This window comes from Streptomyces sp. NPDC088147 (assembly GCF_044741565.1).
Classification (GTDB): Bacteria; Actinomycetota; Actinomycetes; order Streptomycetales; family Streptomycetaceae; genus Streptomyces.
In genome coordinates, this window is record NZ_JBIUSY010000002.1 from 824,512 (window position 1) to 842,367 (window position 17,856).

The 17,856-nt window shown below is 72.2% G+C and carries 12 protein-coding genes; 1 reads left to right on the forward strand and 11 read right to left on the reverse strand.

Annotation, left to right across the window (positions count from 1 at the left end):
• Positions 1-51: 51 nt before the first annotated feature.
• The 9 genes from aceE to ACIOGX_RS08930 form a co-directional block, all read right to left on the reverse strand.
• The gene (gene aceE, locus ACIOGX_RS08890; protein ID WP_129769819.1) at positions 52-2,721 is read right to left on the reverse strand and encodes a pyruvate dehydrogenase (acetyl-transferring), homodimeric type; all 2,670 of its coding nucleotides are present in this window, start codon (positions 2,719-2,721) and stop codon (positions 52-54) included.
• 217 nt (positions 2,722-2,938) lie between these two features.
• The gene (locus tag ACIOGX_RS08895) at positions 2,939-3,562 is read right to left on the reverse strand and encodes a GntR family transcriptional regulator (protein WP_129769818.1); all 624 of its coding nucleotides are present in this window, start codon (positions 3,560-3,562) and stop codon (positions 2,939-2,941) included.
• Between the two features lie 134 nt (positions 3,563-3,696).
• Positions 3,697-5,502: a 2-oxoglutarate dehydrogenase, E2 component, dihydrolipoamide succinyltransferase gene (gene sucB / locus ACIOGX_RS08900; protein ID WP_401911488.1), complete on the reverse strand. Its 1,806-nt coding sequence runs from the start codon at positions 5,500-5,502 to the stop codon at positions 3,697-3,699.
• 96 nt (positions 5,503-5,598) lie between these two features.
• Positions 5,599-6,987: a dihydrolipoyl dehydrogenase gene (gene lpdA / locus ACIOGX_RS08905; RefSeq protein ID WP_129769816.1), complete on the reverse strand. Its 1,389-nt coding sequence runs from the start codon at positions 6,985-6,987 to the stop codon at positions 5,599-5,601.
• Between the two features lie 255 nt (positions 6,988-7,242).
• On the reverse strand, positions 7,243-8,772 hold the full coding sequence (locus ACIOGX_RS08910) for a leucyl aminopeptidase (protein ID WP_129769814.1): 1,530 nt from the start codon (positions 8,770-8,772) through the stop codon (positions 7,243-7,245).
• Between the two features lie 205 nt (positions 8,773-8,977).
• Positions 8,978-9,793: an adenosylcobinamide-GDP ribazoletransferase gene (locus tag ACIOGX_RS08915; protein WP_401911491.1), complete on the reverse strand. Its 816-nt coding sequence runs from the start codon at positions 9,791-9,793 to the stop codon at positions 8,978-8,980.
• Positions 9,794-9,885: 92 nt separating this feature from the next.
• A complete protein-coding gene (locus ACIOGX_RS08920) occupies positions 9,886-11,664 on the reverse strand; it encodes a phosphatidylglycerol lysyltransferase domain-containing protein (RefSeq protein WP_356507110.1) in 1,779 nt (592 codons plus the stop codon).
• Between the two features lie 75 nt (positions 11,665-11,739).
• Complete coding sequence (cobT, locus tag ACIOGX_RS08925; protein WP_356507112.1) at positions 11,740-12,828, reverse strand: nicotinate-nucleotide--dimethylbenzimidazole phosphoribosyltransferase; 1,089 nt, start codon at positions 12,826-12,828, stop codon at positions 11,740-11,742.
• A 224-nt stretch (positions 12,829-13,052) separates the two neighbouring features.
• Complete coding sequence (locus tag ACIOGX_RS08930) at positions 13,053-14,261, reverse strand: bifunctional adenosylcobinamide kinase/adenosylcobinamide-phosphate guanylyltransferase (protein WP_401911495.1); 1,209 nt, start codon at positions 14,259-14,261, stop codon at positions 13,053-13,055.
• Positions 14,262-14,354: 93 nt separating this feature from the next.
• On the opposite strand from ACIOGX_RS08930, the gene ACIOGX_RS08935 reads away from it, so the two are divergent.
• Positions 14,355-14,564: a hypothetical protein gene (locus ACIOGX_RS08935; RefSeq protein ID WP_129769810.1), complete on the forward strand. Its 210-nt coding sequence runs from the start codon at positions 14,355-14,357 to the stop codon at positions 14,562-14,564.
• 98 nt (positions 14,565-14,662) lie between these two features.
• Here ACIOGX_RS08935 and ACIOGX_RS08940 read toward each other — a convergent pair whose 3' ends face one another.
• Complete coding sequence (locus tag ACIOGX_RS08940; protein ID WP_401911498.1) at positions 14,663-15,751, reverse strand: S1C family serine protease; 1,089 nt, start codon at positions 15,749-15,751, stop codon at positions 14,663-14,665.
• Between the two features lie 232 nt (positions 15,752-15,983).
• On the reverse strand, positions 15,984-17,783 hold the full coding sequence (locus tag ACIOGX_RS08945) for an ABC transporter ATP-binding protein (RefSeq protein WP_401763015.1): 1,800 nt from the start codon (positions 17,781-17,783) through the stop codon (positions 15,984-15,986).
• Positions 17,784-17,856: the final 73 nt, after the last annotated feature.

The window sequence follows — 17,856 nt, forward strand, 5'->3', positions numbered from 1 at the left end:
GTTCAGAGGCCGTAGGACTCAAAGGCCGTAGCGCTGAGAGGCCCGTAGGACTCAGAGGCCGTAGCGCTCGCGGGCCTCCACGACCCGCTCCGGCTTGACCTCGCCCCGGCGGGCCAGCTGCGCCAGCGCCGCCACCACGATCGACCGGGCGTCCACGCCGAAGTGACGGCGGGCCGCCTCCCGGGTGTCGGAGAGCCCGAAGCCGTCCGTACCGAGCGAGGTGTAGTCCTGCTCGACCCACTGGCTGATCTGGTCGGGGACCTGACGCATCCAGTCGCTGACCGCGAGGACCGGACCCGGCGCGCCGGCCAGCGCGCGCGTCACATACGGCACCCGCTCCTCGCCGTGCAGCAGCGCCTCGTCGGCCTCCATCGCGTCCCGGCGCAGCTCGCCCCAGGACGTGGCGGACCAGACATCGGCGGTGACGCCCCAGTCGTCGGCGAGCAGTTCCTGTGCCTCCAGGGCCCAGTGGATCGCCGTACCGGACGCCAGCAGCTGGGTACGGGGGGCGTCGGCCGCGGCCGGGGTGCCCTCCTTGAAGCGGTACAGGCCCTTGACGATGCCCTCCTCGACGCCTTCCGGCATCGCGGGCTGCGGCATCGGCTCGTTGTAGACCGTCAGGTAGTAGAAGACGTCCTCGGCCTCGGGGCCGTACATCCGCCGCAGGCCCTCCTTGACGATCACGGCGATCTCGTACGCGAACGCCGGGTCGTAGTTGAGCGCGGCCGGGTTGGTGGACGCGATCAGATGGGAGTGGCCGTCGGCGTGCTGGAGCCCCTCGCCCGTCAGGGTCGTACGGCCCGCGGTGGCGCCGACGATGAAGCCCTTGCCCAGCTGGTCGGCGAGCTGCCACATCTGGTCGCCCGTGCGCTGCCAGCCGAACATCGAGTAGAAGATGTAGAAGGGGATCATCGTCTCGCCGTGCGTCGCGTACGACGTCGCCGCGGCGATGAAGTCCGCCATCGAACCGGCCTCGGTGATCCCCTCGTTGAGGATCTGGCCGTCCTTGGCTTCCTTGTAGTACATGATCTGGTCGCGGTCGACCGGGTCGTACGTCTGGCCGAGCGGCGAGTAGATGCCGGCCGACGGGAACAGCGCCTCCATACCGAAGGTGCGGGCCTCGTCCGGGACGATCGGGACCCAGCGCCTGCCGGTCTCCTTGTCCCGCATCAGGTCCTTCATCAGCCGGACGAACGCCATGGTGGTCGCCACCGACTGCTTGCCCGAACCCTTGTAGACCGCCTGGAACGGCTTCTCGGACGGCTCGGGAAGGGCCACGGCGTGCACCCGGCGGGCCGGGGCGGGGCCGCCCAGCTCCGCGCGGCGCTCCTGGAGGTAGCGCACCTCGGGGGAGTCGGCGCCGGGGTGGCCGTACGGTACGAGGCTGTCGTCCAGCTTCGCGTCCGGGATGGGCAGCTCCAGCAGATCGCGCATGGCGCGGAACTGGTCGCCCGAGAGCTTCTTCATCTGGTGGTTGGCGTTGCGCGACTCGAAGCCGGAGCCGAGCGTGTAGCCCTTCACCGTCTGCGCCAGGATCACGGTCGGGGCGCCCTTGTGCGCCAGGGCCGCGCGGTAGGCCGCGTACACCTTGCGGGCCTCGTGGCCGCCGCGCGAGGTGTAGAAACACTCGGCGATCTTCGCGTCGGACACCAGCTTCGACAGCTCGATGAGCGCCGGGTCCACGCCGAAGAAGTGCTCGCGGATGTACGCCACGTCGCGGGTCGCGTAGGTCTGGAACTGCGCGTCGGGCACCTGGCGCAGCCGGCGTACCAGCGCGCCCGTCGTGTCCAGGGCGAACAGCTCGTCCCAGGCCGAGCCCCACAGCGACTTGATGACATTCCAGCCGGCGCCGCGGAACTGGGCCTCCAGCTCCTGCACGATCTTGAAGTTCGCGCGGACGGGACCGTCGAGCCGCTGGAGGTTGCAGTTGATGACGAAGGTCAGATTGTCCAGCTGCTCACGGGACGCGAGCGCCAGGGCCGCCGTCGACTCGGGCTCGTCCATCTCGCCGTCGCCGAGGAACGCCCAGACGTGCGAGGCGGAGGTGTCCTTGATACCGCGGTTGGTCAGATAGCGGTTGAAGCGCGCCTGGTAGATCGCGGAGAGCGGGCCGAGCCCCATCGAGACGGTGGGGAACTCCCACAGCCAGGGCAGCCGGCGCGGATGCGGGTACGAGGGCAGGCCCTTGCCGCCCGCCTCCTGGCGGAAGTGGTCGAGGTCCGACTCGGTCAGCCGGCCGTCGAGGAAGGCGCGGGCGTATATGCCGGGGGAGGCGTGACCCTGGATGTAGAGCTGGTCGCCGGATCCGTCCCCCTCCTTGCCGCGGAAGAAGTGGTTGAAGCCGGTCTCGTAGAGCCAGGCCGCGGACGCGAAGGTGGCGATGTGGCCGCCGACGCCGTACCGGGCGCCGCGGGTGACCATGGCGGCCGCGTTCCAGCGGTTCCAGGCCGTGATCCGGGACTCCATCGCCTCGTCGCCGTCGAAGGCGGGCTCGGAGGCGGTGGGGATGGTGTTCACATAGTCGGTCTCCAGCAGCGCGGGCACCGGGACCCCGGCCGTTCCCGCGTGGTGGAGGGTGCGCCGCATCAGATAGGCGGCGCGGTGCGGGCCGGCGTGCTCGGTCACGGCGTCGAGCGAGGCCGCCCACTCGGCGGTCTCCTCGGCATCACGGTCCGGGAGCTGGTCGAGCTCGCTCGGAAGCTTGCCTACGGGGTCGGGCATGGTCGCCGCCTTCCGGACAGGAGGGGGGTGGAGAAAGAGCCTTGTCTGGCAGGACAGGGCGGAGGACTGGGTGCAGTCCGTCTAAGACTGTAAGTCGCTGATCGATGATCGATCAAAGGGTTGAAAGGCAAAACTTCTCGATCTGGAGGAATTGGCATTCCGTGCCATAGAAGGGGGCACCGAGTGACGGAGAGTGAGTCATGACAGAAGGGGTGATTCAGGCGCGCGGTGCACATCCGAGCACATGGTCCTTCACCAGTGCGCCAATGCCGGGATCCCTTCTGCGGAACGCCTCGACCAGCTCCTCGTGCTCCTCGGCGTACGACTTCTGCACCGTTCCCAGCCAGCGGATCGACAGCGCGGTGAAGACCTCGATGCCGAGCCCTTCCCAGGTGTGCAGCAACACACTGTTACCGGCGGCGCGCACCAGCTCCCGGTGGAAGCCCACGGTGTGCCGCACCTGGCCGGTCCCGTCCGCTCTTCGGTCCGCCTCGTACAGCGCCAGTACGTGCGGCTCCAGGGCCGAGCAGTCCCGCGCGAGACGCTCGGCGGCCAGCTCCGCGGCGATCTGCTCCAGGCCCGCCCGTACCGGGTAGCTCTCCTCCAGATCGGCCGCGGTCAGGTTCCGCACCCGTACGCCCTTGTTGGGCGCCGACTCGATCAGCCGCAGACTCTCCAGCTCGCGCAGCGCCTCGCGTACGGGCGTCTGGCTGACCTGCAGTTCGGTCGCGATGCGCCGCTCCACGATCCGCTCACCCGGCTTCCAGCGGCCGCTGACGATCCCCTCCACGATGTGCTCGCGGATCTGTTCGCGCAGCGAGTGGATGACGGGCGGGGTCATGAAGCGCTCCTGGGGACAGCGGTCGATGGATGAACGATACGGCGGCGTGCACCATACGGCGGCGCCCCCGCCCGGAGATAGATCCGGGCGGGGGCGCCGTTGCCGTATGTGTTTTTGGCTTGTTCGCCTCGGGTCTAGAGACCGAGCTCGACCTCGAACTCGCCGGCCTCCAGAATCGCCTTGACCGCCGTCAGGTAGCGGGCGGCGTCGGCGCCGTCCACCAGCCGGTGGTCGTAGGAGAGCGCGACGTACGTCATGTCGCGCACCGCGATCGTCTCGCCGAGGTCCGGGTGGTTGATGACCACGGGACGCCGGACGGTGGCACCGATGCCCAGGATGGCGACCTGGTTCGGCGGCACGATGATCGTGTCGAACAGCGCACCGCGCGAACCGGTGTTGCTGATGGTGAAGGTCGCGCCGGCCAGGTCGTCCGGGGTGATCTTGCTCGCCCGGACCGCCGCCGCCAGCTCCGCGGTCTTCTTGGAGATACCGGCGATGTTCAGATCGCCCGCACCCTTGATGACCGGGGTCATCAGACCCTTCTCGGAGTCCACGGCGATGCCGATGTTCTCCGAGTCGAAGTACGTGATCGTGCCTTCGCCCTCGTTGATCCGGGCGTTGATGACCGGGTGGGCCTTCAGCGCCTGGGCCGCCGCCTTGACGAAGAACGGCATCGGGGAGAGCTTGACGCCCTCACGGGCGGCGAAAGACTCCTTGGCCTGGGCGCGCAGCCGCATCAGCTTGGTGATGTCCACCTCGACCACGGAGGTCAGCTGGGCCTGCGTCTGGAGCGCCTTCAGCATGTTGTCGCCGATGACCTTGCGCATGCGGGTCATCTTGACGGTCTGACCGCGCAGCGGGGACGCCTCCAGCGTGGGCGCCTTCGACGCGGCGGGAGCGGCTGCCGGGGCGGGGGCCTGTGCGGCGGCCTTGGCGGCGGCCTTGGCGGCCTCCGCGGCGGCGATGACGTCCTGCTTGCGGATACGGCCACCGACACCGGTGCCCTTGACCGCGCCCAGGTCGACGCTGTTCTCGGCGGCGAGCTTGCGCACCAGCGGGGTGACGTACGCGCCGTCGTCGCCGGTGGTCGCGGCGGGCGCCGGGGTGACCGGGGCCGGAGCCGCGGGTGCCGGAGCCGGAGCGGCCGGAGCCGGAGCCGCGGGCGCGGCCTGGACCGGCGCGGGCGCCGGAGCCGGGGCAGCGGCCGGAGCCGGAGCCGGAGCGGCGGCGGGTGCCGGGGCGGGGGCCGGAGCCTCCTGGACCGGCGCGGGCGCCGGAGCGGCCGGAGCCGGAGCGGCGGCCGGGGCCGCCCCCGGAGCACCGATGACGGCGAGCTTGGCGCCGACCTCGGCGGTCTCGTCCTCGCCGACCACGATCTCCAGCAGCACACCGGCGACCGGGGCGGGGATCTCGGTGTCGACCTTGTCGGTGGAGACCTCGAGCAGCGGCTCGTCCTCCGCGACCTCCTCGCCGACCTCCTTCAGCCAGCGGGTGACGGTGCCCTCGGTGACCGACTCGCCCAGCGCGGGCAGCGTGACGTCGGTGCCGGAGGCGCCACCGGCCGGAGCGGCGGCGGGCTCGGGCTGTGCGGCCGGAGCCGCGGGAGCCTCGGCCACCGGGGCCGGGGCGGCGGGGGCCGGAGCGGGCTCGGCGGCGGGCGCCGGAGCGGCCTCCGTCGGCTGGGCCGCCTCGACGCCGCCCGTTCCGTCGTCGATGATGGCCAGCTCGGCGCCGACCTCCACGGTCTCGTCCTCGGCCACCTTGATGGAGGCCAGCACACCGGCCACCGGGGCGGGGATCTCGGTGTCGACCTTGTCGGTGGAGACCTCGAGCAAAGGCTCGTCGGCCTCGACGCGCTCACCCTCGGCCTTCAGCCAGCGGGTGACAGTGCCCTCGGTGACGCTCTCGCCGAGCGCCGGCAGGGTTACGGAAACCGCCATGGTTTCAGTTGCTCCTAACGATGGGGTCTCCCCAGCTCGCGCGGAGCGCCGAGCGAGGGGAAGTGCGGTAGTGGTCGTCGCGCCCGGACTGAAGCATCAGTCGTGGGAGTGGAGGGGCTTGCCGGCCAGGGCCAGGTGGGCCTCGCCGAGAGCCTCGTTCTGGGTCGGGTGCGCGTGGATGAGTTGCGCGACCTCGGCCGGCAGAGCCTCCCAGTTGTAGATCAGCTGAGCTTCGCCGACCTGCTCGCCCATACGGTCACCGACCATGTGGACGCCGACCACGGCGCCGTCCTTGACCTGGACGAGCTTGATCTCGCCCGCGGTCTTGAGGATCTTGCTCTTTCCGTTGCCCGCGAGGTTGTACTTGAGGGCGACGACCTTGTCCGCGCCGTAGATCTCCTTGGCCTTGGCCTCGGTGATACCGACGGAGGCGACCTCGGGGTGGCAGTACGTCACCCGCGGCACGCCGTCGTAGTCGATCGGAACGGTCTTCAGACCGGCCAGCCGCTCGGCCACCAGGATGCCCTCGGCGAAGCCGACATGCGCGAGCTGGAGGGTCGGGACGAGGTCACCGACCGCCGAGACGGTCTCCACGTTCGTGCGCATGTACTCGTCGACGACGACATAGCCGCGGTCGGTCGCGACGCCCTGCTCCTCGTACCCGAGACCCTCGGAGACCGGACCGCGACCGATCGCGACGAGCAGTATCTCCGCCTCGAAGGTCTTGCCGTCGGCCAGCGTCACGCGGACACCGTCCGGGGTGTACTCGGCCTTCTCGAAGAACGTACCGAGGTTGAACTTGATGCCGCGCTTGCGGAAGGCGCGCTCCAGCAGCTTGGAGCTGTTCTCGTCCTCGGCCGGGACGAGGTGCTTGAGGCCCTCGACGACCGTGACGTCCGTGCCGAACGACTTCCACGCGGAGGCGAACTCGACGCCGATGACACCGCCGCCCAGGATGATCGCGGACTGCGGGACCCGGTCCAGGGTCAGCGCGTGGTCCGAGGAGATGACACGGTCGCCGTCGATCACCAGACCCGGCAGCGACTTCGGTACGGAACCGGTCGCGAGGAGGACGTGACGGCCCTGGACGCGCTGCCCGTTCACATCGACGGAGGTGGGGGAGGAGAGCCGGCCCGCGCCCTCGATGTAGGTCACCTTGCGGGAGGCGACCAGACCCTGGAGGCCCTTGTACAGGCCCGAGATGACCTCGTCCTTGTACTTGTGGACACCCGCGATGTCGACACCGTCGAAGGTGGTCTTGATACCGAACTGCGCGCTCTCGCGTGCCTGGTCGGCGATCTCGCCGGCGTGCAGCAGGGCCTTCGTGGGGATGCAGCCGTTGTGCAGGCAGGTGCCGCCCAGCTTGTTCTTCTCGATCAGTGCGACGTCCAGGCCCAGCTGCGCTCCGCGCAGCGCCGCGGCGTAACCGCCGCTACCGCCGCCGAGGATCACTAGGTCGAAAACGGTGCTGGCGTCGTTCGCCACGTCACGTCCTCCATGCATGTGCGCCGGGCGCGGTCCGGTGACCGGGCGGCGGCTGGTCTTCGGCCGCTATGTCTTCGGCCCTGTGGTGGGGGCCCTGTCCTGCCGAGAACCCATCTTCGCACTTGTCGAAGCAAGACGGGACGCGGGGCCCCGGAGGTGAGACGGGCCACATACTTCTCCCGCCCTCGCCCACCTCCGGAGCCCCGGTCCCGCGGCCGGCCGGAGCCCGTCCGCCGGCCGCCGCGCGGACCGCGGTCAGCCCAGGTCGCCCGCGGCGGTGCGCTCCGCCAGCTTCACGAGCGTACGGATCGAGGCGCCCGTACCGCCCTTCGGCGTGTAACCGTACGGCGCCCCCTCGTGGAAGGCCGGGCCCGCGATGTCCAGGTGGGCCCAGGTGATGCCCTCGCCGACGAACTCCTTCAGGAAGAGCCCGGCGACCAGGCCGCCGCCCATCCGCTCGCCCATGTTCGCGATGTCGGCGGTGGGGGAGTCCATGCCCTTGCGCAGGTCGGCGGGGAGCGGCATCGGCCAGGACGCCTCGCCGGCCTCCTCCGCGATCTCGTGGATCGAGGTACGGAACGCCTCGTCGTTCGCCATGATGCCGAACGTGCGGTTGCCCAGCGCCAGCACCATCGCGCCGGTCAGGGTCGCCACGTCGACGATCGCGTCCGGGTTCTCCTCGGAGGCCCGGGTCAGCGCGTCCGCCAGGACGAGCCGGCCCTCGGCGTCGGTGTTGAGCACCTCGACGGTCTTGCCGCTGTACATGCGCAGCACATCACCCGGGCGGGTGGCGGTGCCGGACGGCATGTTCTCCGCGAGGGCGAGCCAGCCGGTGACGTTGACGGCGAGACCGAGCCGGGCGGCGGCGACGACGGCGGCGAACACCGCGGCGGCGCCGCTCATGTCGCACTTCATCGTCTCGTTGTGACCGGCCGGCTTCAGCGAGATGCCGCCCGAGTCGTAGGTGATGCCCTTGCCGACGAGGGCGAGGGTCTTCTCCGCGTCGGGGTGCGTGTAGGCGAGCTTCACCAGCCGCGGCGGGTTGGCCGAGCCCTGGCCGACCCCGAGGATGCCGCCGTAGCCGCCCTTGGCGAGCGCCTTCTCGTCGAGGACCTGCACCTTGATGCCGTTCTCCTTGCCGGCGGCGGTGGCCACGGCGGCGAAGGACTCCGGGGTGAGGTCGTTCGGCGGGGTGTTCACCAGATCGCGGGCGCGGTTGACCTCCTCGGTCAGCGCGATCGCGCGCTCGGCGGCGGCCTTGTGCGCCTTGTCGCGCGGCTTGGCGCCCAGCAGCGCCACCTCGCCGAGCGGCTGCTTCGGGCCGTCGCCCTTCTTGGCGTTCTTCTCGCCGCCCTGGTAGGCGGTGAAGGCGTACGCGCCGAGCAGCGCGCCCTCGGCGATCGCCTCGACGTCCTCGGACGCCTCGACGGGCAGCGCGAACGCGGCCTTCTTCACGCCGGACAGAGCGCGCGCGGCGACCCCGGCGGCACGGCGCAGCGGCTCGGCGCCGTACGTCGCGTCCTTCTTCGGGACCGGGCCGAGCCCGACCGCGAGGACGACCGGTGCCTTCAGGCCCGACAGCACGGGCAGCTTGGTCACCTCACCCTCGGCACCCGAGGCGCCGAGGGTCTCCAGGACGGAGGCGAGCTTTCCGTCGAACGCCTTGTCCACGGCCTCGGCGCCCGGCGCCACAACCGGCCCTTTGGCGCCCTTCGCCACGCCGACGACAATCGCGTCGGCGCGCAGCGTCGCCGCCCCGGAAGTGCTGAGAGTGAGAGCAGTCACGGTGGTGAAATCTCGCTTTCGTTAGGTTCGTTGGCGGTCGAGGGGTGGGCCGACCGAGCCCGCCGCATCGTAAGCGGGCGCTCTGCGCGGCGGCAACGAGCCTACGCTCAGTGATATCCGCCGCCGACGGGGGCGGCGGTTCCTTCGGCTGTGGGCGGCTTTCCCACCTTTGCGGCCCGCCGGAGTGTGCCCCGGACAGCGGGTATCACCAGCCCAGCGTCAGCACGACCAGCGCGACGGTCGCGGCCGTCTCCGCCAGGGCGCCGAAGACATCGCCGGTGACCCCGCCGAAGCGCCGTACGCAGTGCCGCAGCAGCAGCTGCGCGGCGACCAGCCCGGCCACGGCCGCCAGCGCGTGCCGCACGGCGTCGGCGGGACCGAGCAGCGCGCCCGCCGCCCCGCAGACCGCCGTGACCAGCAGCGCGGCGACCGCGGCCGACCGTACGGGCACCACCCCCGCGACCGCCGCGCCCAGACCGTCCGGCCGGGCAGGCGGCACCCCCGTACGGCAGGCCAGGGTGAGCGCGAGCCGCGCCGTCACCCCGGCGACGACCACCGCCACCGCGCCGCGCGCCGCGCTCCCCGCGTACAGACCGGCCACCGCCGCGACCTGCCCGAGCAGCACCAGCACCAGCGTGACCACCCCGAACGGGCCGATGTCCGACCGCTTCATGATCCGCAGCGCGTCCTCGGCCGGTTTGCCGCTGCCGAGGCCGTCCGCGGTGTCGGCGAGACCGTCGAGATGGAGCGCGCGGGTGAGGACGGCGGGTACGGCCACCGCCGCCACCGCCGCGAGCGGCGCCGGCGCGCCCCCGAGGAGCAGCAGCGCGCCGGCGCCCGCCGCGGTCGTGCCCACGACCAGCCCGGCGGCCGGCGCGGTCAGCATTCCGCTGCGCGCGGCGCCGCGGTCCCAGCGCGTCAGCCGGACCGGGAGCACGGTGAGGGTGCCGAAGGCGAACCGTATGCCGTCGGCCACCGGGGCGCGCGCGGCGTCCGCGCCTTCGCCGTCCATGGAGGTCATCGCGCGAGACTAGACGAGTACGTCCGGAGGAGCGTCGTCCGCCCGGAAACAGACAGGCGGGAGCGACATCCGGCGGGACGTTGGCGGCACGCTCAGCGACGCGTCCCCAGCCTCCTGCGGTGCAGCCACACCGGCAGACCCGGCGCCTCCAGGAAGCCCTCGGCGCGGCCCGCCGCGATCCCGATGCGCAGCAGATCCGCGCTCTTCTCGAAGAGCATGAAGCGCGGCTCCCAGATCGGCCGGTACTTGGCGTTGGCGCGGTACAGCGACTCGATCTGCCACCAGCGCGAGAAGAAGCTGAGCAGCGAGCGCCACACCCGGAGCACGGGACCCGCGCCCAGCTTCGCGCCCCGCTCGAACACCGACCGGAACATCGCGAAGTTCAGCGAGACCTGCGTGATCCCGATCTCCCCCGCGCGCCGGAGGAGTTCGATGACCATGAACTCCATCAGGCCGTTCTCGCTGTCCCGGTCACGGCGCATCAGATCGAGCGAGAGCCCCTTGGGCCCCCAGGGCACAAAGCTCAGCACCGCCCTCAGCTCGCCCTTCCCGTCATGGCATTCGAGCATCACGCACCGGCCGTCGCCCGGGTCGCCCAGCCGTCCGAGCGCCATCGAGAAACCGCGCTCGGTCGCGCCGTCGCGCCAGTCGTCCGCACGGCGCAGCAGCCCGGCCATCTCGTCGGCCGGGATGTCCTCGTGGCGCCTGACCGTGACGCGGTAGCCGGCCCGCGCGACCCGGTTGTACGCCTGGCGCACGGTCCGCATCGCCCGCCCCTCCAGGGTGAAGTCGGCGGTCTCGACCAGCGCCTCGTCGCCCAGCTCCAGCGCGTCCAGACCGTGCCGGGCGTAGATCGTCCCGGCCTCCTCGCTCGCGCCCATCACGGCGGGCAGCCAGCCGTGCTCCCGCGCCTCGGCCAGCCACGGTTCGATCGCGCCCGGCCATGCCTCCGGATCACCGATCGGATCGCCGGAGGCCAGCGACACCCCGCCCACCACGCGGTACGTGATCGCGGCCTTGCGGGTCGGGGACCACATCACGCTCTTCTCGCGGCGCAGCGCGAAGTAGCCGAGCGAGTCGCGCTCCCCGTACCTGTCGAGCAGCACCCGCAGCCCCGCCTCGTCGTCCTCGGTGATCGGGTCGACGGCACGGCGCGAGCGGAAGGCCGCGTACAGCACGGCGAGCAGCAGCAGCGTGGACAGGACGTTGATCGTGACATTGACCCAGCCGGGCGTGACGATCCCCGGGAACCGCGAGTCGTCGGCCATCAGTGAGACGAGCCGGGCCGTGCCGTACCGCCAGCGCTCCGTGAACGACGAGGTCCCCGCGGCGGTGTTGGTGACGGTGACGAGCAGCGCGGCCAGCAGCGAGGCGGCCAGCAGCCCGCCGGCCGCCACGACCGCCGCCAGCCGAGGGTTGGAGCGGTCGCCCTTCGCGTAGAACTCCCGCCGCCCCAGCAGCAGCGCGCAGACGAAGACACCGGTCAGCCCCAGCGAGATCCAGTTCTGCGGATAGCGCCTGATCTCCGGAAAGACCATCACGAACGAGAACAGCAGCAGGAAGGACCCGGCGAGAACGACATTGAGAATCCAGGCGGCGCGCTTGCGGCGGCGCATGGTGATCGCGAGGAAGAGCGTGAAGACACCGGACGCGAAGCCCGCGGTGAGCAGGTACGGGGTGAAGTAGTCGTCGACGTTGTGCCGACGCAGATCCTGTCCGAGCGAGACCCATACGGCGCTCAGGAAGTTGACGAAGGTGACGGCGCGCAGATACCAGACCGCGAACGCCGCGCCGCGCCGCGAACGTTCGGTGGCCCGGCTCGCCCCGGCAGCCCGGCCCAATGGATGGACGGCCATGCGGACTTCTCCCATAAAACACGATCATATGGGGCATCGTGCTTCATGCAGACTGATACGGCCGCCCGTGGTGGCGACCGCACCATCGCCTCACTCGGTGACGTACTCCGCGGCGTCCTCCACCGGCTCCGCCCCGGCCCGCTCCGGCAGCTCCGCCGCGAGAGCGGCCGCGGCCCGGACGAGCGGGAGCGCCAGCAGCGCCCCGGTTCCCTCCCCCACCGTGACGCCCTGGTCCAGCAGCGGGTTGAGCGCCATCCTGTCCAGCGCCTTCGCCTGCGCGGGCTCCCCGCTCAACTGCCCCGCGAGCCACCAGTCGGGAGCGCGGAACGCCGCCCGCTGGCCGACCAGCGCGCAGGCCGCCGAGACCACACCGTCCAGGATCACCGGCATCCGCCGCACGGCGCTCTGCAACAGGAACCCGGTCATCGCCGCCAGATCCGCGCCACCCACCGTCGCCAGCAGCTCCAGCTGATCCCCCAGCACCGGCCGCGCCCGGCGCAGCGCGTCCCGCACCGCCGCGCACTTGCGCATCCACGCCAGATCATCGATCCCGGCGCCGCCGCGCCCGGTCACCACGGACGCGTCTGTACCGCACAGCGCGGCGATCAGGGTGGCCGCGGGCGTGGTGCCACCGACGCTCAGATCGCCCAGGACCACCAGATCGGTGCCCGAGTCCGCCTCCTCGTCCGCGATCGCCATGCCGAGCCGCACGGCACGCTCGGCCTCCTCGACGGTCAGCGCGTCCTCGATGTCGATCCGCCCGCTGCCCCGCCGCACCCGGTGCCGTACGACCTCGTCGGGCAGCAGCGCCGGATCGCAGTCGAGCCCGGCGTCCACGATCCGCACCGGCACCTCGGCCAGCCGGGCCAGCACGGCGACGGGGCTCCCGCCCTCCAGCACCGCGCGCACCAGCGACCCCGCGCTGCCGGCGGGCCGCCCCGAGACGTCGAGCGCGGCGACGCCGTGATCACCCGCGAACAGCACGACGCGGGGCTGCCGGACGGCCTTGACCGGTACGGATCCCTGCGCGGCGGAGAGCCACTCACCGAGCTCGTCCAGGCGCCCCAGCGCCCCGCTCGGCACGGCCAGCCGCTCACGCCGTTCCTCGGCGTCCCGCCGCGTACCGCTGTCGGGACGCTCGATCAGATCGGAGAAGTCATCGAGATTAAGCGAGCTCATCCGGCGACAGTAGCCGGTGCGGCGGGGTGGTCTTCGGCTCGGGCCGGTTTCCTGTGCGGGTTCGCGGCGGTGGCGGGTGCCGGGGTCTCGGCAAGCGAACCGCATCCGGCCCACTCACCCCCGCCGGGACGACGATTGGCCGGGGCCCCAGGGCCGCACCCCGGCGACGACGGCACCCCGCGCACCCGCACCCCGCACCCCGCGCACCCGCACCCCGCACCCGCTCAGCGCAGCGTCACCGCCTGGCCCGCCACCACCAGCAGCACATGCTCACACTCCCCCGCCACCCCCGCGTTCAGCCTCCCCAGCTCGTCCCGGAACCGCCTCCCCGACACCGTCGCCGGCACCACCCCCGCCCCCACCTCGTTCGTCACCGCCACCACCGTGCGCCGCGTCCCCCGTACCGCCGCCACCAGCGCCGCCGTCCGCTCCCGCAGCGCCTTCTCGCCACCCGCCGCCCACGCCGCGTCGTCCCACGCGTTCACCCGGTCCATCGCGTCCGTCAGCCAGAGCGACAGGCAGTCGATGAGCAGCGGCGGCCCCTCCGCCGCGAGCAGCGGTACGAGGTCGCAGGTCTCCTCCGTGCGCCAGGACCCCGGCCGGCGGTCACGGTGCGCGCGGACGCGGGCGTCCCACTCCGGGTCGCCGTCGCGCCGGCCGCCGGTCGCCACGTACAGCACCCCGGGGAACGCCGCGAGCCGCCGCTCCGCCTCCCAGGACTTGCCCGAGCGCGCCCCGCCCGTCACCAGCGTGCGCCGTGGCACCTCGGGCACGGGGTGGTACGCGCCGACCGTCAGCGTCGTCCCGTCGGGCACGGCCCGCGCGCCCGCCGCCGCCAGCCGCCGGTCCAGTTCCGCGCCGGGCGGCACATTGTGGTCGAGGTGGACGGCGACGACATCGGTGTCGGGCCCGATGGCGCCGGCCGCCCGCAGCCGCGCCACCGCGTCGGGCCGCCCCACCACGTCGGCGGCGACCATGTCGTACGGGGCCACGGCCCGGCCGTTCTCGGGCGACAGGCCCGCGGGCGCCCCGCCGGGCGGCAGGTACAGCAGCCGCTCGCCGCCGGACGCCGTCACCTCGTACCCCGTACCCGGCGCGTCCATCGGCACCGCCCGTACCCGGTGTCCGCCGAGCAGCGTCAGCACCCGGCCGTCCGCCACCCGGCCCGCCGTCGGCAGTCCGGCGGGCAGTTCCACCGCGGGACCGTCGTGCGGATGGCTGAGCAGGACCTGCCGTATGCCCGCGAGAGAGTGCCCGGCGCGGGCCGCGGCGAGCGCGGCCCCCGGGGTGAGGTCGAGCAGCAGGACGCCGTCCACCAGCAGGGCGGTCGCGGCGCGGGCGCGCTCGCCGCGGGCGGTCGCGCAGGCGGCGCAGGTGCAGTGGGGGCGGGGGAGTCCCGCGGGGGCTCCGGTGCCGAGCAGAGTCAGTTCCACGGGGTTGATCCTCCCGTGTCACCGCTCACGGTGCGCGCCCGGCTACGCTGCGGGCAGGAAATCGATCAGTTCCGCGGGACCCGGGAGGCGCACATGGCGTGGACGTGGCGGTTCGAGAAGGCCGACGGGACGGAGGTCCCGCCGGCTGTGGAGCCGGAGGAGTTCACGACGCAGGGGGATGCCGAGTCGTGGGTCGGCGAGGCGTGGAAGGAGCTCCTCGACGGGGGCGCGGACCAGGTCACGCTGTTCGAGGACGGTGCCAAGATCTACGGTCCGATGAGCCTGCGGGCCGACGGGAGCTGACCGTACGCGTCCGGGCGCCCGCGGACCGCTCCGCGGGCGCCCCTCGCTGTGTCCCGGCGCCTGTCCGCCGCATCTCGCCGCCGCATCTCGCCGGGCGTCTACATCTCGCCGAGCGTCACCTCCGCGGTCTTCGCCGCACCGCCGCGCGTGTAGGTCACCTTGATCTTCTGTCCCGGCTTGTCCGAGGCGAGTTCCTCGGACAGCGAGGTGATCGTCGTGACCGGAGTGCCGTCGATCTTGGTGATGATGTCCCCGGGCTCGATCCCCGCCTTGGCCGCGGCGCCGCCCCTCGGGGCCGTGACGACCGCGACGCCGACCGGCTGGAAGTCGGAGCCGAGTACGGTACGGCCGCTGATGCCCAGGGCCGCCCGGCCCGAGTCGATGACCCGGCCGTTCTTGATGATCTGGTCGGCGACGGTCTTCACCATCGACGCCGGGATCGCGAAGCCGATGCCGGGCGCGGCGCTGTTGCCCAGCTGCTGATCGGTCGCGGCCAGCGTCGGGATGCCGATCACCTCGCTGTTCAGATTGACCAGCGCGCCCCCGCTGTTGCCCGGGTTGATGGCGGCCGACGTCTGCACCATGTTGGCGATGGTGGCGCCCGTACCGCCGCCCGACGAGCCCTCGCTGACGGTCCGTCCGACCGCCGAGACGATGCCCTGGGTGACGCTGCCCGACAGCCCCAGCGGCGACCCCATGGCCAGCACGATCTGCCCGACCGCGACCGTTGAGCTGTCACCGAACTTGGCGGCCTTCAGCCCGGCCGGGACCTTGTCGAGCTTGATGACGGCCAGATCCTGCTGGGGGAAGCTGGAGACGAGCCGGGCCCGCAGGAGCCGCTCGCTGTTGGCCACGGTGACCGAGAAGGCCCGCTGTTTGCCGACGACATGGGCGTTGGTGACGATGTGGCCCTGTCCGTCGTAGGCGACGCCCGACCCCAGATTGTCGCCGGCCTGGATCTGGACGACCGAGGGCAGCACATTCCTGATCGCCGTCTCGTAGGCGGTCTGCAGATCGTTGCCGGCGCGCCGCATGGCCGCCGCCTGGGTCGTGGTGTCGGGGTTCGACATGCGCGAGCCCGGGGTGGCGGCGCCGGCACAGCCGCCGGCCAGCGCCGCCGCACTGAGCGCGGCGGTCAGAGGCAGCAGCGGCCGGCGGGCGCGACGGCGGCGAAGGGAAGCATCCATGCCCGGAGTATCCCGTTTGTCCTATCGGTGTGGCCTGCGGTACACCGCCGATCAGGGGCCCGGCCGATCAGGACCCCGGCTGATCAGGGGCCCGGCTGATCAGGACCCCGGCTGATCAGGGGCCCGGCCGATCTGGGACCCGGCAGATCTGGAACCCGGCTGGTCAGAGGTCACCACCGATCAGGCGCCACCGCGGCCGCCGGGGCCGTCGCGGGCTCGCGGTGACACGGGGTCAGCGCGCCGCCGCCAGGAACTGGGTGGCGGCCAGCTCCCCGTACAGCGGATCGTTCGCCACCAGCTCGTCGTGCGTGCCCACCGCCCGCACCTTGCCCGCGTCCATCACCACGATCCGGTCCGCGAGCGTCACCGTCGACAGCCGGTGCGCCACCACCAGCACCGTCACCTCCCGGGCCGCCTCCGCCACCGCGTCCCGCAGCGCCAGCTCGTTGACCGCGTCCAGCTGGGACGTCGCCTCGTCCAGGAGCAGCAGCCGGGGGCCGCGCAGCAGCGCCCGCGCGATCGCCACGCGCTGGCGCTCGCCGCCCGACAGCTTGGAGCCGCGGTGGCCGACGAGCGTCTCCAGGCCGTCCGGCAGCCGCTCCACGAGCTCGTTCAGCCTGGCCCGTACGAGCACCTCCCGGATCCGTTCGTCGGTGGCGTCGGGGGCGGCGAAGACCAGATTCTCGCGCAGCGTCCCGGCCAGCACCGGCGCGTCCTGCTCGACATAGCCGATCGTGGCGCGCAGTTCGGGGAGCGCCCAGTCGCGTACGTCCCTGCCGTCGACCAGGACCCGGCCGCCGGTGGCCTCGTAGAACCGTTCGATCAGTCCGAAGACGGTCGTCTTGCCGGCGCCCGAGGGGCCGACGAAGGCCGTCATCCCGGGGCCGGGGATCTCGAAGGAGACGCCGTGATGGACGTACGGAAGCTCCTCGCGGTAGCGGAAGGTGACGTCCTCGAAGGCCACGGTGGCCGGACGTGCGCCGGGCTTCCCGGCCGTCCCCGTCCCGACGGCCGCCGGTTCCAGGACCTCCGTCTCCAGCCGCTCCGCCTCCGCGATCCTGGCGACGGCCGCCGACCCCACCTGGTACTGCGTCACCGCCTGCACCAGCTTCGACACCGGGTCCATCAGATAGAAGAGGAACAGCAGGAACGCGATCAGCGTCGAGATGGAGATGGCCCCCGAGGCCACCCGCGCCCCGCCGATCCCCAGCACCGCCAGGAACGACACCTGTACGGCCAGTCCGACCGAGGTCCCCGCCAGCGACTGCCACTTCGCGGCCCGCACGCCGTGCCGCCACGCCTCCTGGGCCGCCGCCTCCACCACGGCGGCCTCGCGCTCCTCCGCGCCCGACGCCTTGACCGTACGGAACGCGCCGAAGGCCCGCTCCAGCACGGTGGATATGTGGCCGACCGCCTCCTGCGAGCGCCGCGTGGCCCGCGAGATCCTGGGCATGACCAGCGCCACGGCGCAGCCGATCACCACGATCACCCCCAGCGTCACACCGAGCAGCACCATGTCCATCACGCCCATCAGCGCGATGGTCGCCACGAATGCGAGCCCGCCGGTGCCCGCCGAGACGATCGACTGGGTCGTCACCGCGCGCAGCAGAGTGGTGTCGGAGGTGACCCGGGACATCAGATCGCCCGGCTGGGTCCGCTCCACCTCGGGCAGCCGCAGCCGCAGCAGCCGTCCGATCAGGGTGCGGCGGGCCGCGAGGACGACGGACTCCGCGGTCCGCTCCAGGAGATACGAGGCGAGCGCCTCGATCGCCGTACCGAACACCACCAGCCCCGTGAGCACCAGCAGAATGCCGGTGACCGAACCGTCCTCACCGAGCCGTTCGACCAGGGCCTTCGCGGCGAGCGGCTGGGCCAGCCCGCTCGCCGCGCCGATCAGCGCCAGGAACGCGCCGAGGGCGACGATCCGGCGATGCGGCCGGAAGTGCCGGTACAGGGCCCGCCAGGTCTCCCCGGCGGAGAGCCGGGCCGTCTTGGGTGCGCCGGCTCCGCCGCCGCTCTCTATGCTGCTCACGACCGTGAGGACGCGTCCGGGGGCCCGTCACCTGACCGACTCCACAGCCCGGTCATATCCCGTTTCCGTCTCT

Bases quoted from the DNA above. Each gene is read 5' to 3' on its own strand.
- aceE (WP_129769819.1), bottom strand. From the start codon at position 2,721: ATGCCCGACCCCGTAGGCAAGCTTCCGAGCGAGCTCGACCAGCTCCCG.
- ACIOGX_RS08920 (WP_356507110.1), bottom strand. From the start codon at position 11,664: ATGGGAGAAGTCCGCATGGCCGTCCATCCATTGGGCCGGGCTGCCGGG.
- ACIOGX_RS08895 (WP_129769818.1), bottom strand. From the start codon at position 3,562: ATGACCCCGCCCGTCATCCACTCGCTGCGCGAACAGATCCGCGAGCAC.
- ACIOGX_RS08915 (WP_401911491.1), bottom strand. From the start codon at position 9,793: ATGACCTCCATGGACGGCGAAGGCGCGGACGCCGCGCGCGCCCCGGTG.
- sucB (WP_401911488.1), bottom strand. From the start codon at position 5,502: ATGGCGGTTTCCGTAACCCTGCCGGCGCTCGGCGAGAGCGTCACCGAG.
- ACIOGX_RS08935 (WP_129769810.1), top strand. From the start codon at position 14,355: ATGGCGTGGACGTGGCGGTTCGAGAAGGCCGACGGGACGGAGGTCCCG.
- ACIOGX_RS08940 (WP_401911498.1), bottom strand. From the start codon at position 15,751: ATGGATGCTTCCCTTCGCCGCCGTCGCGCCCGCCGGCCGCTGCTGCCT.
- cobT (WP_356507112.1), bottom strand. From the start codon at position 12,828: ATGAGCTCGCTTAATCTCGATGACTTCTCCGATCTGATCGAGCGTCCC.